11 protein-coding genes are annotated in these 14,992 nt (G+C 66.6%); 1 reads left to right on the top strand and 10 read right to left on the bottom strand.

Features of this window, described 5'->3' with window-relative positions; translation table 11 throughout:
• Position 1 precedes the first annotated feature (1 nt).
• The 3 genes from OG394_RS04235 to OG394_RS04225 all read right to left on the bottom strand — a co-directional run bounded on the left by OG394_RS04235 (position 2) and on the right by OG394_RS04225 (position 3,526).
• Entirely contained in the window at positions 2-2,401 is a 2,400-nt protein-coding gene (locus OG394_RS04235) for a polysaccharide lyase 8 family protein (protein ID WP_328993523.1), read from the bottom strand.
• Positions 2,402-2,495: 94 nt separating this feature from the next.
• A complete protein-coding gene (locus tag OG394_RS04230; protein ID WP_328993522.1) occupies positions 2,496-3,209 on the bottom strand; it encodes a hypothetical protein in 714 nt (237 codons plus the stop codon).
• A gap of 125 nt (positions 3,210-3,334) precedes the next feature.
• Positions 3,335-3,526: a hypothetical protein gene (locus OG394_RS04225; protein WP_328993521.1), complete on the bottom strand. Its 192-nt coding sequence runs from the start codon at positions 3,524-3,526 to the stop codon at positions 3,335-3,337.
• A gap of 144 nt (positions 3,527-3,670) precedes the next feature.
• Here OG394_RS04225 and OG394_RS04220 point away from each other — a divergent pair, with 144 nt between their 5' ends.
• Positions 3,671-4,273 carry a hypothetical protein gene (locus tag OG394_RS04220; RefSeq protein WP_328993520.1) on the top strand — a complete coding sequence of 201 codons (603 nt, stop codon included), beginning with the start codon at positions 3,671-3,673 and terminating at the stop codon, positions 4,271-4,273.
• Between the two features lie 175 nt (positions 4,274-4,448).
• On the opposite strand, the gene OG394_RS04215 is transcribed toward OG394_RS04220, so the two are convergent.
• The 7 genes from OG394_RS04215 to OG394_RS04185 form a co-directional block, all read right to left on the bottom strand.
• Positions 4,449-5,768 carry an SGNH/GDSL hydrolase family protein gene (locus OG394_RS04215; RefSeq protein WP_328993519.1) on the bottom strand — a complete coding sequence of 440 codons (1,320 nt, stop codon included), beginning with the start codon at positions 5,766-5,768 and terminating at the stop codon, positions 4,449-4,451.
• Between the two features lie 71 nt (positions 5,769-5,839).
• A complete protein-coding gene (locus tag OG394_RS04210) occupies positions 5,840-7,483 on the bottom strand; it encodes a carbohydrate-binding protein (protein ID WP_328993518.1) in 1,644 nt (547 codons plus the stop codon).
• Positions 7,484-7,506: 23 nt separating this feature from the next.
• Positions 7,507-9,033: a family 43 glycosylhydrolase gene (locus OG394_RS04205; RefSeq protein WP_328993517.1), complete on the bottom strand. Its 1,527-nt coding sequence runs from the start codon at positions 9,031-9,033 to the stop codon at positions 7,507-7,509.
• A gap of 40 nt (positions 9,034-9,073) precedes the next feature.
• A complete protein-coding gene (locus OG394_RS04200) occupies positions 9,074-10,480 on the bottom strand; it encodes a GDSL-type esterase/lipase family protein (protein WP_328993516.1) in 1,407 nt (468 codons plus the stop codon).
• A 20-nt stretch (positions 10,481-10,500) separates the two neighbouring features.
• Entirely contained in the window at positions 10,501-12,402 is a 1,902-nt protein-coding gene (locus OG394_RS04195; protein ID WP_328993515.1) for a glycosyl hydrolase 53 family protein, read from the bottom strand.
• Between the two features lie 41 nt (positions 12,403-12,443).
• Positions 12,444-13,547: a glycoside hydrolase family 43 protein gene (locus OG394_RS04190; protein WP_328993514.1), complete on the bottom strand. Its 1,104-nt coding sequence runs from the start codon at positions 13,545-13,547 to the stop codon at positions 12,444-12,446.
• An 82-nt stretch (positions 13,548-13,629) separates the two neighbouring features.
• Positions 13,630-14,946 carry an RICIN domain-containing protein gene (locus OG394_RS04185; RefSeq protein WP_328993512.1) on the bottom strand — a complete coding sequence of 439 codons (1,317 nt, stop codon included), beginning with the start codon at positions 14,944-14,946 and terminating at the stop codon, positions 13,630-13,632.
• Positions 14,947-14,992 lie beyond the last annotated feature (46 nt).

The raw sequence follows: 14,992 nt of genomic DNA, 5'->3' as shown, positions 1-14,992 counted from the left end.
CTCAGGCACGACTGAAGCTCGCGGTGTGCGTGGCGCCGCGGGTCCCGCCCACCGCCACGTCGAGCACGAGGCGCCTGCCGGTGGCGACCACGGTCACGGCCGGGTCGGAAGCGATGGCGATGCGCGCTGGTTCGTCGATCGTCACTCGGACCGTCTGCTGCGTGCGCCCCGGATCCGCCACCGCGACATGCACGGTGCCGTGATCCAGACCCACGACCACCGAGGCCGGGCCGGTCGTCACGATTCCACCGGCCGTGGCCGCAGCCCAGAAGTTCGCGAGCGTCAGCCGGTCCCGAACTGCCCTGATCGCCTGGACGATGGCCGAGTTCGCCAGAATCTCGAAGCCGGAGTCCGACGCGAGTTCCGCGGTCCGCTCGATCGTTGCTCCAGGCAACAGAACGTAGGCGTAACCGGCCGCCGTCGGGTTGATGCCGTGGTCCAGCCACAGCGACAGGTAACGCCGGGTGTGCGGCGTCGTAGAACCGCCGGTGTCGTTGCCGGTGTTGATCTCGCGCCAGGAACCGGTCCGTTCCTCCCGCCGCCCGTGCAGGTCGCCACCAAGGGGAAAGAGGTATCCCCCGGTGCCTGCCAGGTGCGCCCAAGTCGCCCCGCTGCACTCCGCCGTCCAACCCTGGACCGGGGGCTGAGCCACGCCGTCGATTACGAGTGCGTCCACGCCGTCGGTGTGCAGATTGCGGTTCTCGACGATCGTGGCGACCGGGTGACCGTCAGTGCCGCTGATGCCGGCACCCAGGGCGACGACCGCGTCGGACAGGCAGAACCAGGACTTCCTGGCCTGCACGCTCTTGTCGTGGTTGATCAGATGCATGCCGACCGCGCCGGCGACATCGCGGTACGACGCTCCGCCCACCCAATCCGCATAGGCAGACGTCGTCCCCGTGCCGCCCGTACTGCCGTGCGGTACGCGCTGCCGAGTGCTGACCGTCGTACCAGGCAGCCTCATCGCATCAACCGTGGGCCAGAAGGCGTCATTGAACTGGCCATGATCGTCGTTGTACAGATAGGTCATGCCGTCTCCGACATGCCAGCCGCGCAGATTCTCGCCGTTGCCCCACTCGTACCGCGCCATCCGCCGCGACGACATCGCGATCGCGAACGTCCAGCCAGGGCGACGATGCACCACCCGGTCCTGGTTGTAGAACTGGTCGTGCCGGAGCGCTTCGGGCAACGGCCGGACCTCGGGATCCGCCAGCACCGCCTTGGCCCGGGCGATCTCCGGAATGGACGCCTCCGCGAGATAGTCGTCCAGCCGGTCGCTGGTGATCCAGTCCTTGGCGAGGCGGCGGAACCGCGACGCGAAAGGCTCGTCGACACCGCCGGCGAGCAGCAGCACGCTCGAGGTCGTGCCGTGGCCATGCCGGTGGTCGCCGGCGCGCTCGCGAGAGATCGCACGGCCGGAGACGCAGTCCATCATCAGCCCGTTCGACATGAACGGCGCGAAGCTCGCCTCGACCGCGTCCAGGATCACCACCCGATTCGGATCGGTGATCTCCCAGGACGAACCACCAAGCAGGTAGAAGAGGTTCGCCACTCCACTCAGCGCGACGTTGCCGTAGGTACCGACATAGGCGAGGTTCCCGTGCTGGATGAACGAGCCGTCGCGATAGAAGCCGTCGCCCGACTCGACGTACTTGAAGACGCTGTTCCGGCCGGCCTCGGCGACGTCGCTCAACGCGTCCCGCCCCGCGGCCACCTTGGCCGCCGTACGCCCGAGGATGCCGCGCAACGCGACGATGACCGCCTTGTCCACCCGGTTCGCCCCGGTCTCCCGCAGGTTCGGCGAGTTGGTACGTCGATTGGGGTCCGGGACGAACCGGTCGACGGCCTTCAGGTACGTCGAGATCCGGGTCGCGTCGAGTGCGTCGTACGCGAAGACACAGGTCTCCGTGAGAGCCCGCGGTGCCCCGATCTCCCAGAACCACCAGTTGCCGGTCTCCGGCTTGGTCTCGTTGTAGGCCTTGGCGTACAGGAAATCCAGCGCGCCGACGATCTGCTCCCCCACACCCTGATCGTCGGTGACCGCTGTACCCCGGGTCGCCCGGGCCAGCGCCATCGTCCGCAGCCGGGTATAGCTGATCGAGAAGTTCCCCGAGGCCGAACTCAACGGCAGATCCGGCCAAAGCGCAGACCGGTCCGCCGACGTGAGCATGGTGTCCCGGTAGGTGACCGCGTCAGCGCCAAGCCGCGCGAGACCGGCCGCATACATCGGGTCCGCCGGGTCGATCGCTCCGCCGGTGCTGAGCGCCAGCCACCGCAACCGGAGCGCATCGAACTCGTCGGCCGCCAGCGCACCCGGCGTGTGCCTCAAGTCAGTGGCGGCGACGGCCGCCGCGGCCAGTCCGAGTTGCAGCAGGGTACGACGACGCAGGCTGGACGGCACGGTGGACTCCTCAGGGTTGGCTGGCCGTCCGGATACTCTGTTGGATGCGCGGAAGTGACGTCAATAGCCAACTACCGAGCAGTTTCGGGCGCGGCTAGTTCGGCAGATGAAGCTCGCCGACCTTGAGTGCGGTGAGTTGGGGTGAGGCGAAGCCGTTCTGGGCAAGGCAGATCATGGTCACCGTGGTGGGTGCGCCGAGGATCGCGACGCCTTGCAGGCTGACCTCGAGGGAGTCGGCCGAGGTGGAGTTGGCGCCGAGGGTGACGTGGGTGTTGTCGTCACGGTAGGTCTTCTGCAGTGCACACCTCGCGTCGTCCTTGGCGCTGTGGTGGGAGAAGAGGCCGGCCTTGCCGAGTACGACGTAGTAGCCGGCGGGCAGATCGACCGACATCACGGTGGTCCACTGTCGATTGAGGAGGCGGGTGTTGCCCTCCTTGCCGATGTAGGCGTCCGAGAAGCCCGGCACACCTTGAGGCCCGGTTTCGCCTTTCTCGCCTTTCTCACCGGGCAGCCCTTGCTGGCCAGGCAGTCCTTGCTGGCCGGGAATGCCTTGCGGGCCAGGTACGCCTTGCGCGCCCGGCACTCCCTGTGGACCGGCTGGACCGCGCTGTGACCAGGCGAGTGGGATTTCCGTGGTGCGGCAGCCGGTGTCCGAGACTCTCAGTGCTCCGGGCTCTTGCAGCAGGCCGCTCTTCTTGTAGCAGGCGTTGATCACTCCCTGCGGATCCGGGATCGCCGCGTAGGCGACTCCGCCCGCGCCGAGCACGCCGAGCGCCGCGACCATTCCGGCCAGCCGGTACTTGTTCATGGTTTCCTCCCCTGATCAGGCCAGGCCCGTTGTCCGGCCTCTTCGCAGCCTGCGCGGAGTCCTTCAGACAGCCTTAAAGCGGCCGGCCACGCAGCTGGCGGGGCGGCGGGTCCACTGCCTGCGGGCTAGCCGGCAGCCGCTCCAGCGCCTGCGGGCCGGCGAAGGGTTGCAATCGCCGCGACTACGGCAAGGAGTCCGACCACACCAAAGATCGCCTCCTCCTGCACCCAGCTGTCACCAGGCAGCGCCGTCAGCGCGGTCTGCCCCAACCAGATGACCAGACCGACGATCAGTACGGCGGCGACGCCGGCCACCACGCGCCAACCCAAGGACCTTGCCCGTGCGAGATAGGCGCCAGCGGCAACTGACGCAACCAGCACACCCAGCAGTCCCAAGACGAACGCGATCGACTCCTGATCGCTTCGGCCGGCGACGAAGCGATCGCGCTTTACTCTCGTCGCGTGCTGACTGATCCGAACTACCTCGTACCGTCCCCGCCCTACTCCCCCGGCGGCGTCGCCTGGTTGCGGGCTTCCGTCGCACGCTTCAGCAACGGTGCCACTCATGAACGACGACGTGCACTGGCCGAGGCCGAGCTGGCAGCCATCGACCCGGAGACCCTGCGAGCACTGGCACTGCGACGCGGCACCGGCCCGGTCGAAGTACTGGCCGAAGCCCTCGGGCTACCCGCCACTGTCGCCGACGACATCGCCGTGATCGCGAAGTCCTACCAACCACACACCACGATCACTCCGGCGGCCGATCACGCCGTCGACCGCCTCGTACAGATCATCGGCACCGCCGACGAGCGCACCGCCAACCGGATCGCCCTGCTCGTCCAGGCATGTGACGCAACAACTGCCCTCGTGACGAACATCGTCGCGGGCCGCACCGACCCGCCAGTGCCCAAGACCCGACGGATCGCCCCCGACGGCACGACAGTCGAGATCGACCTAGCCGACTCACCATTCGGCGCCGGCCCACACGCCTGCCCCGGCCGCCTACACGCTCTCGCCCTTGCCGACGGTCTGGTCCAAGCCAAGCGCCCCAGACCGCCACGGTAGGACCCGTCGGCCGACGGACAAACCGGCCACCCACCAAAGCAGGACAGCCGATTCGGCGGTCTGTTCCCAGCTCAAAGTCGAGCAGGGCCGTCCGAGCGAGAACTCCCCGCCACCGCCATGATGACGGCATCACGTGCGTGGCGTTCTGGTCTCGGACCGCACGGTTTCCGAGGGGTCAGGGTTGGGTTAAGGCGGTGCTGAGGGCTGGGAGGTAGAAGGTTGTGATTGCGGCGAGGTTGGGGTGGGTGCCGGTGCCGTTGGTGCCGGGATAGCCGTTGACCAGGGTGTTGAAGGTGTAGGCGACGCGGTGGCTGTCGATGCGGGTGTCGAGGGAGGTGCCGTTGAAGACGTCGACGACCTTGACGCCCCACTTGCCGCAGATCTGCAGGGTCACTGAGCGGATGGCGAGTTGGGTGTTCCAGTCGCGCGATCCGAGTTTGTGTACGGCGACGTAGACGATCCGCGTGGTCGGCCACTTGGTGCGCATGGTCGAGAGCATGGTCTCGAGCGAGCCGGCGTAGGTGGAGTTGTCGAAGGTGGCGGGGTCGAAGCCGGGAGCCATCGTGCCGACCCGGTACTGCTTGTTGTAGATCTGCTCGGCGTCGTTGGTGCCGCCGTTGAACACCACCTGGTCGGGCGCCAGCGCGGTAGCGCCCCGCACCTGGGTGACGATCTGGCCGCCCGAGACGCCGCCCGGGCCGATCGTCGCACCGTTCCTCGCGTACTTGGTCAGGCTCATGAGTTCGCGTTCGGCCGCGAGGTTCACGAAGCTGCGCGCATACGTGTGCCCCTGGACGATGCTGTCGCCGAAGGCGTACACCCTCTTGTTCTTCAACCGTCCGTTGACCGGGTTCGCCGGCTCGGTGAGGCGGAAGTGGTCGATGGACTGTACGCCGGTTCCGTAGTAGTTGCAGGCGACGAGTTTGGCGAGGTTCTTGCCGGTGATGCTCGCCGTGCCGGATGCCATCACGGTCGCGGAGGTCTCCCTGGTGGCGATCAGGTACTGCACTCGCTGCAGGGTGAAGTCGAGGTGCAGGTTCACCGTGTGCCACTTGGCGCGGTCGAAGGCGATCTTGGTCCAGACCGGGTTGAGGGAGTCCGGTGCGGACGTCGAGGCGGACACCGGACCGGTGACGCCGTACCGGAGTTGGGTGCCCGTTCCGGCCAGGGCGAACACGAGGTTGCCCTGGCCATCGCGGAGCTCGATGCCCGTTTTGTGGCCGCTGCTGGCGACCGCCGTCCGCCAGTCGAAGCTCAGGTCGAGCGTCTTCGCCTGCGCCACGTCGGCGTCGAACGGCTTGACCGAGGTGGTGTAGTTGCCCATCCCTTTGGTGACGTTCAGAACACCGTTACTCACCTCGGCTCCCGTACGGAACCCGAAATTCGCGGGCATCGTTTGCACGCTGAACGTCTCGTCGATGAATACGCCATCTGCCGCACCGGCTTCCTCCGTTGGTACGACGAGACCGACGGCCACCGCGACCAGCGCCGCCACGGCCCGAGGCCAGTGAGGCCGGCGGGTTCGCCGGTGATCGACATACATTCGAGCTCCTCCGAGGTTCGGGCTCACTTGAGGTAGGCGGCAAGCGGGATGCGCTGATCGCGGACCGCCTTGCTGACAACACCGGCGATCTGCCGGGCTCCGGTCACATCGAAGTGAGTGTGGTCGTTGCAGAAGAAGGCGCCCACCGGACCGGAACCCCAATCGCCGTTGAAGGGGCAGAACCGGAGCGTGTTGTAGAGGGTGTAACTCAGCCTGTGCAGGTCGATGACGGGCACCTGGCTGGTGCCGGCGGCCGTGTTCGTCTCGGTGATGAACCCACGATTGCCCACCGCGGTGCTGCCCGAACACCTCAGCGCGGCGACCGGAGTCAGGAACACGGGATGAGCGCCGCGTGCCTTGGCTGCGCTTGCCATCATGCCGAGCAGCTCGCGGTAGCGTGCCGACCCCACGTGCCGCGGGCAGGTGCTGGAACCGTCGTTGATTCCGAACTGGATGAACAGATAGTCGCCGGGCTTCATGCCATTGGCCGAGTCGAGCATCGCCCGCCAACGTTCGGAATAGGTGACCGGATTGATGATGCACTCGCCGGCCGAGTTCTTGCTGCTGCTGACGTTGGGGTCGTACAGCCACGTCTGGATGCTTCGGCCGCCGACAGCGCTGTTCTTCACGGTCACATTGCTGTTGAAGTACTGGGCGAATTGGTGGCCCCACCCGACTGGGCAGGTTGCTCCGCCCGAAGGGTTCGCCATCGTGGAGTCGCCGGCCAGCCAGATGGTGACCCGGGGCTGCGTGGGCGGAGTCGTTGGCGGGGTCGTCGGCGGATCACACGGTGTCGGGTTGGGCTCCAGCGTCAGATCGAGGTAGTCGATGTTCGGAAGTCCACCGGACGTGGTCGGACTGAACCGCACGGTATTGCTGCCAGAGTTCAGCGACACCGTCATCGTCTTTGTCGACCACGTCGCCCACGCGCCGGTGCTCTCGAACGATGTCGACTGCACCCTGGTTCCGTTCACCAGTACGTCGGCCGGTCGCGCCGTCGTACCGTTGGCGAACCGGACCGACAGCGTCACCGATCCTGCCCCCGTAGCGCTGACGACGAATTGTGCCGCCGCGCCGATCGCGTTGGCGCCATTGCAGAATCCGGTCCCGGAGAAGCCTGCGTAGTTCGAGTCGATAGTGCCGTCACAGGTCGCCGGTGACACCTCGGCCTCCGAGCGAGACTGGGCCGTCACGTCGAACTCGGCGTAGTCGATGTTGGGTAAGCCGTCAGCGCTGGTGGGGCTGAACCGCACGGTGTTGGTGCCGGAGTTCAACGACAGCGTCACCGTCGTCGTCGTCCACGTCGCCCAGCCGCCGGTGGTGTCGAATGCCACCGCCGCAGCCTTCGAACCGTTAACCACGACGTCCGCGAGGCGGATGGCCGCGGTGCCGTTGGCGAACCGCACCGTGAGCTTCGCCGTCCCGGCCGCGGAGGTGTCGACCGCGAATTGGGCTGCCGCGCCGACGGCGTTTCTGCCATCGCAATACCCGCTGCCGGAGTAGCCGGCGTGCGTGGAAGCGACAACTCCGTCACACGTGGCCGGCGCCAACTCGGCCTCGTACCGAGTCGGAGCCGCCGTCGCGACGATGGCGGAGAAGATGGTTGCCGCAACGGCCAGCAGGGCGGCAGAGACGGTGGAAATCTTGAGGCAGGACGTGAGTTTCATCGTCGGTCTCCGTGGTGTCGACGCTAGATGGTTCGCACGAGGCTGAAGTCGTCGACGTTCACCCAGTTGCCCGCATTCGCGTCGGACAGCACGCCGACCTGGATGGACCCGTTGGTCACGGTGATGCCGGGGACGCTGATCTTCGTCCAGCTGCCCATCGACTGGCTGATCGAACGATTCAGCTCGCTTGCACCGAAGTTCTTGGCGAAGATGTTCGCCCTCTTCTGCCCGCCACTGCTCTTGACCCAGGCCGACAAGGTATAGGTTCCGTTCGGCACCGAGATGTTCTGGGACATGCTGGCGTTGTAAGCGGACGAGTAGTACTGCGACATCGCCCAGCGTCCAGTGTGCCCGCCGAGTTTGTTGCTGTTCGGGTCGCCGCTGACGTTGTCCGCGTTCGTCCACCCGGCGAGCTTGTTCTGGGCAACTCGGTCGGCCTCGACGCTCGGGTTCAGGACGTAGTTGTTGCCGCTGCCGACGGACCACGTCCCCGCGGCGGCGTCGACGTTCCACTGGTTCAGCGAATGGAAGACCGGCGTCGTCCCGTTGAAGGTGACCGGCATCCAGTCGTTGTAGCCGATCCCGTTTCCGGCGAAGTCGCTCCAGCGATCTCCGCCGAACATGACGAACGACCCCGCGGAACCGTTCACCGAAAACGCCAGACCGGTCTGCGTCACGTGCGAGAAATCGGCACTGGTGCCCTGCAACACGAACTCCGAAGAATACGGGCCATAGATGTTCCTGGAGGTGATGCAGTACGTCCGGGAGGAATTCCAGCCGTGCAGATCGGAAGAACAGAAGTAATACGTCCCGGCGTTCTTGAACATGATATTGCCTTCACGCCCACCCGAAGAACTGTTGTAAATATTCCTAGCGGGTTCGACGTGCAGGTAGTCGGACGTGCGGAGCGGTGAAACGTACAGGTGGGATCTACCGCTCTTGTTGCTGAAGATCACGTACGCTCGGCCGTCGTCGTCGGTGAAGATCGATTGATCCCCGGACATGCCGGTGGTGACATTCGCGATGTTCGACTGGGTGGCCGCCCGCGTGAAGCGGCCGTTCGGCGTGCTACTGGTGGCGAAAACCAGCCCGCTGTCGAGCTGAGAGACCAGCACGTACTTGCCCGTGGTGGGGTTGCGCGCAACGCCCACCCGGCCGATCCAGCCGCCCCTGAGCTCCGCGGACGTCATCGCGTTGCCCTCGAACTTCCAGTTCGCCAGATCGGTGGAAGAATAGATGGTGATGGCATTGAAGGAAGTGTTGCTATTCTTTCCAGCGGCGGGGTTGTTGTAATAGGTGACCGCGCCGTTGTATTTCACTCCATACCAGTAGTACGTGCTGCCGACTTTCAGCACGCCGCCACCCTGGGAATAGATCGGATTCCCGGCGGTGTCCTTCCAGAACACGTCATTTTGTATCGTGGCACTCGCGGCAGGCTGGAGCGCCGGCGTACTTGCGCCTGCGGTCGAGATGCCGCCGGCCAACGTCAAAGTCAGCGCAAGGGGGACCAGCGCCGCTGCCATCGTTCGTCTGGAAAACTTCCTCATCATTTTGACTCCTCTGTTTGGGCTACCTGTGCCATTGCGGTGATCAGAGGTACTGGTCGAGGATCGGCGCCAGCCGTTGGGCGATCTTGGCGTGGCCGGTCGGGCTGGGATGGACGGCGTCGACCAGGTCAGTGGTCGTATTGATCCAGCCGGTCGTATCGACGAAGTGGACCTTGCTGTCTCCGGCCGCAGTGCGGGCCGCGACGGCGTTGCGCGTCTCCGGCACGTACCGGTTCCGGAAGGTCTGCATCGCGAAGATGTGAGCATTCGGGTAGGCCCGGCGAACCCGCTCGAGCAGGACGACGTACCCCTGCTGGAACTGCGCCGCGGATACGCCATGACCGACGTCGTTGGTGCCCAGGTTGATGACGACCCCGGTCGCCTGATAGGTCGAGAAGTTCCAGTCGTCGGTTGTCGCCCGCGACGTCGAGCGGCGGAACCAGTCCATCATTCCGACGCAGTCCCGGCTGACCAGGCAGGCGCCACCTTCAGCCACCTGGGTGTGCCCCGCTCCGAGCGCCTCGCCGGCCCGCCACGGGTAGGCGACGAAAGGCCGGTCGGCGTTGGGCTGGCCGACAGTGATCGAGTCACCGATGAACTCGACGAGGTTCTGCGGCCGGGCGACCGGCGCGGTCTGCCCTCCCCCGGCGAGGATGAGGCCGCCGAAGCCCGCATCGCCGTTGTACGAACCGGCTCGCTCCCGATAGCCGATGCGCACGCTGTGCGAGCCAGTCGCCAACCCGGTGGCGAGAGTGACGTTCCCCGAGACGTTACGACGCCAGCGCAACGATCCGCCGTCGATGGAGTAGAACAGGTCGATGGCGTTTCGCTGACGTACGCCGATTGAGCTCCCGGTGAACCGCGCATCGACGTAGCCGCCGGCCCAGCCCATCGTGTAGAAGGACGAGTTCGACCGATTCCAGCGACCGTAGTACTGGAGGTTCGGGTCATCCAGCCGGCCCGTGCCAGGCGACCCGCCGGCCGTCACCTCGAACTCGACGTAGTCCACGTTGGGAAGGCCGGCGGCGGTGGTCGGGCTGAGCCCGATCGTGTTGCTGCCCGCGTTCACCTGCACCGCAAGGGTTTTGGTCGACCACGACGACCAGGTACCGGTTCCCTCGAACGTCGTGGCCGAGACCCTCGAGCCGTTCACGATGACGTCCGCGGGCCGGGCGGTCGTGGTACCGCTCGCGAATCGGATCCCCACCGTAGCGGTGCCCGACGTCGTGGCGTTGACAGTGAATTGTGCCGCGGCGCCAACGGCGTTCGCACCGTTGCAGAATCCTGTCCCCGAGTAGCCCGCGTGGTCCGTGTCGATGGTGCCGCTGCACGTCGCCGGCGCGGACTCGGCTTCGTACCGGGTCGGTGCCGCCGATGCGGGTGCGGCCGGCAACATGACGGCCGAGCAGGCGATAACGGTGGCAGCGATGAACGACGATCTGAGTTCCATCATTGGTCTCCGTGCTGTGGTTAAGGGGCGGATGTACGTTCGACCACATCGATGACGGCAGACACCGGTCCCTTCTCGGTCGCGCCGGCTAGGACGATCTGGCCCGGGGTGTCAGTCGCTGCGGGCGGCAGCGGCTGCCAGCGGACTGGGACGGCGCTGACCTTTCTGGTCGCGGTGGTGAGCATGCGGATGGTGCGCGGCAGCACCGGCGTCGCGCCCACCGCAGTGGTGACGTAGACGGTGTCTTCGAGGATGTGCTTTGCCCGGCTGGCGTTGTACACGTTGATCGACGCGTGCGGTTCCCAGGTGTTCGGCAGATTGGGTACGGCGCGGAACATCGATTGCCAGCCGGCCGGTTCCCAGGTCAGCACGCCACTCCCCTGGTTGTCGACCACGTCATTGGCGGCCTGGAAGACCCGCTGGATCGCATCCGCTTGCCCCTGGATGGTGCGCGGGAAGGGTGAGTTCGGCATCGGTGTGCCGTTGCCGCCCGACGCCGGGTAGGAGGTCTCGGCGACGTCGAGCTCGTAGTCGGGGTAGGTGGTGGCCATCGTGTGCAGGTTGACGTCGAGGGCTTCGGGCGTGCCGTGCCACTCCGGGTAGTACGAGATCGCGAGCACGTCCGGGTCCTGCCCCTTGGCCTTGACGCGGGTGAGGAACTGGTGCCAGAACTCCATCGTCTTGGCCAATCGCCCGGTGCCGACGATGACGTGGATCTCCACCTTGGATCGTGGCGACGCGTCGCGGACCGCCTTGATCCCGGCCGCCGCCAGCGTGGTGAATCGGTCCCACGCCTCGTTGTAGAGCCGCTGCTCGACGGGATCGGCCGATCCCCAGTACTTCCAGAGCAGGCCGCCACCGGGCTTGGACTGGTAGATCGAGGCCTGGTCGACGAAGTACGGCGGGGCCGTCGTACCGATGAGGGCGGCCTCACTGCCGTACATGAAGCCGTTGATGATCTCGTTGCCGACAGCAACCTTGTCCGGAACGGTGCCCTGCGCGGCCAGCCGGCGAAGATAGTCGGCAGTGAAGTCGTACACCGAACGGGTCAGCTCGTCGAACTCCAGCTCAGCCCAGTCGCGTGGTTTCGGCTGCTTGCTCGGGTCTGCCCACGAGTCCGCGTAGTGGAAGTCGATACCGAGGCCCATGCCCCGCTGCTTGATCCACTGTGCCGACTGAAGCGATCGCTCCGGCCCTTGGCGTGGAACGGGTGTCGGCTCCCCGGTGCTCTCGCTCCTCGGCTCGTTCCAGATCCGCAACCTCGAGTGCTGCATGCCGCGATCCTTGACCACGTCCAGCAAGTTCGGCCCGGCGCCGCGATCGGCCGCCAGCGGATCGACCCAGTACTCCCGGGTCTGGTAGTCGTCTATCCACGACAGGTCGGCACCGAGGACGAGATCGTCGCGCAGGTAGTTGAAGACCTCGAGCTCACTGACGCCCACTCCGGCACGGCCGGCGATGGTGAGCCGCACGAAACGCGTTCCAGGCCGGGTGAACAAGTGGACGGCACCACGCGATCGGACGCGAGCGTCGGACCGGTCGGCAATTCTGGACCAGCGGCGACCGTCGGACGACGCCTCAACGACGTACCTGTTCACCATGCCCGGATCCGCGAACCGGACCCGCACCTTACGCAGGTTGTCGTAGGCGCCGCCGAGATCAACGGTCAGCCGCTGTGGGCCGGCCTTGTCCGTGGCCCAGGCCGTCGCGGGATCGCCGTCGATGGCCCGCCGGGCGGTGGACGAGCCGCTGCTCGCCGTGGCCGAGGCCCAGAACTTGGCAGCGATGTTGCTTTCGATCGGTTTGATGTCCGCGGTGCCGAAAACGGCGTGGGCCGGCACCGTCGCCTGGGTCCCGGCTGCCACCACGGTCGCGAGAGCGGTCAGCCCCGCGATGGCGCGCAGCATGTGCCTGTTGCTCATTGTTGCCTCCTGAGACGAATGGCTCGAAATGACCGCGGGGTTCAGCCCCAGCGCTGCAGCAGGCGGTCGTACTCGGCCTGGGTGACCGGCAGGACTGTGCCGTGACGCGGCCGGCCGGGCATCGTGTAGCCGGACACGGGCGACCATTGCCGAGCGTTCAAGTCCGTGGTGGTGAACGGGATGTAGCCCCTGCCGCCGTACTCGTCGATGAACATGTACCAGCGCTCGGCCGTGTTCGACTTGAAGACCAGCGGCCCCTCGCCCCGGCTGATCGCGTTCTTGCCGAGGCATTCGGCGACGAACGAGTAGTTGCGGTTGAGGATGGTCGTCGACTTCTCGCCGAGGATGAACTTCCCGCACGCGGACTGGGACGAACTGCGCTCGTCCTTCGTGAAGCGGTGATAGGTCCCGTTGTGCTTGATGAGCGTCGAGTCGATCGTGGAGTAGCCCTTGTCGACCCAGACCTGTGGAGCGCTGAACGTGCGGAAGTCGGACGTCGTGGCGTACATCATGCGGTTGTAGGTGGTGCGGGTGTGGTTCGGGTCGCTGGCGGAGTACAGCTTCGACGCCCAGAACACGACGTACCGGCCGAGGCCCTCGTCGTAGTACGCCTCCGGCGCCCAGGTGTTGCCTGCCGTATCCGGCGAGACGCGTGCCAGGCGCGGCGCGCTCCAGTTCACCAGGTCGGTCGACTCCCAGACCACGATCGACTTGCTGCCGGTCCGCTGGACCTGGTCCCAGTTGCCGTTGCCGTACATCCGCAGGTCGGTGGCGATCTGGTAGAACTTGTCGCCCTGCGGTGAGCGGATGATGAACGGGTCCCGCACGCCGCGGGTCCCCACCGTCGTGGTCAACACGGGCCGTCCGGCGTTGAGTTGGCGCCACCGGGTCGGGTCGTTGCCCTGACTGAGCCCGAAGTAGACCTGCTCGCCCGCGGAGGTGTTCTCGCCGGTGAAGTAGGAGAACAGATAGCCGGCGTACGTCGAGGCAGGCGCAGCGTCGAGCTCCTGCTGGTTGGCCGCGTTCGCCGACGTTCCTGCGACCAAGGCGATGGCGCTCGCGATCAGGGCGCCGACGAGGACGAGTGCGGTACGGCGTCCGCGCGGACGCCGCGGTGGGGTCGAATCGAGGGAGGACTGTGTCATCGGATCCGTCCAGGGTGGTTGCGAAGGGTTGCGGGACACCGCTCGCCTTGGTGGCCGAGCGGTGCCCCGGACAGGTCACGGGTCAGACGCGGCGGCGGGTGAAGCGCTGGTTGGGGCTGCCGCTGTACGTCCATAGGGCGATGCGGGCGCCGTCGGCGGTCGAGCGCTCCCAGACATCCATGGCCAGGCCGGACGCGCGGTTGACGAGGCTGATCACGTCACTGCCGTGATCGATCACGCGCCACTGCTGGCCGGTGGCGCCGCTGTCGGCCTGTTGGACGACGTCCGCGCCGGCCGCGGTGCCGGAAGGCTGGAGGAATAGGCCACTGTGCCGGGCCTTGATCCGGACATGGCCGTCGCCGGCGTCCACGAACTCGAACTGCTGGTTCGTGCGGGTGCTGGCGGCCCACTGGACGAGCCGTGCCCCGGCTGCGGTGGAGGCCCCGCTGATATCGGCGGCCTTACCGCTGTGCTGAGCCACCAGGCTGTAGGCGGCCGGACCGGGCTGCGTGTCGCCCAGCCGGGCTTCCCACCTGGTGTTGGCCCCGGCCGCATCGGCGGGGAGGCGGTCCCGTGCCGCGGTGTCGCCGTACATGGTCCAGCGGGCCCAGTCGACGACCGTCCTCGGGAAGCGCTGGTCGCTCCAGAAGCTCGTGTGGCTGCCGCCGACGAAGGTGAGGAACGCCTTGGGCCACGTCATCTCCGTGTACGCCTGCCGGGCCGAGGAGTACGACGTGGTCCCGTCCCGGTCGCCGTGGACGAACAGGACCTTGGCCGAGACCGAACTGGACGGATTGCCCATGTCCACGCAGGACTGCGGGTTGGCGGAGATGACCCGGCTGTCGGGCCAGGAGGTCAGCAGGCCATGGGTGATCATGCCGCCCAGGGAGTGACCCGAGATGCCGACGCCGATACCGGTGTTGATGTGCCCGGCCAGTGGTCCGCTCGCGTTGAGCGCGAGGGTGTTGGTGAGGATCTGCGAGACGTCCTTGGAGGTGTTGCCGTTGTTGACGTCGCTGAAGTTGTGGTTGAAGTGCGGGGCGGGGACGATGAAGCCCGCCGCGGCCAAGGCCTTGATGATGAACAGAGAACCCTGCGGGCTGCTGCCGAAGCCGTGGGTGAAGTTGTAGATGGGGAAGACACCGCCGGCGGCAGGGGCGTCGGTCACCGGGTTGCCGCCGGCGGTGCCGGTCGCGGGGTAGTAGACGTAGGTGGTGCACGGGCGGCTGCCGCGGGTCCAGTTGTAGCGGCGCACGCCGACCGCGAACGGTGTCGACGGCGCGTCGCCTTGGGGGCCGAGAATCCCGAGTGCCTGTGCTGCGCCGAGCTGGGACAGGCCCGCTCCGGCGACGCCGGCGGCGGCGGTGAGCCTGAGGAAGGAACGACGTTGAATGGTCATAGATGACTCCTTGGGGGCAGGAATGGTTGGGGGCGTAGGGGCTGGC

The organism is Kribbella sp. NBC_01245 (genome assembly GCF_036226525.1).
Taxonomy (GTDB): Bacteria; Actinomycetota; Actinomycetes; order Propionibacteriales; family Kribbellaceae; genus Kribbella.
Note: the sequence above shows the minus strand (reverse complement) of the source record. Positions and strands in the feature narration are given on the sequence as shown.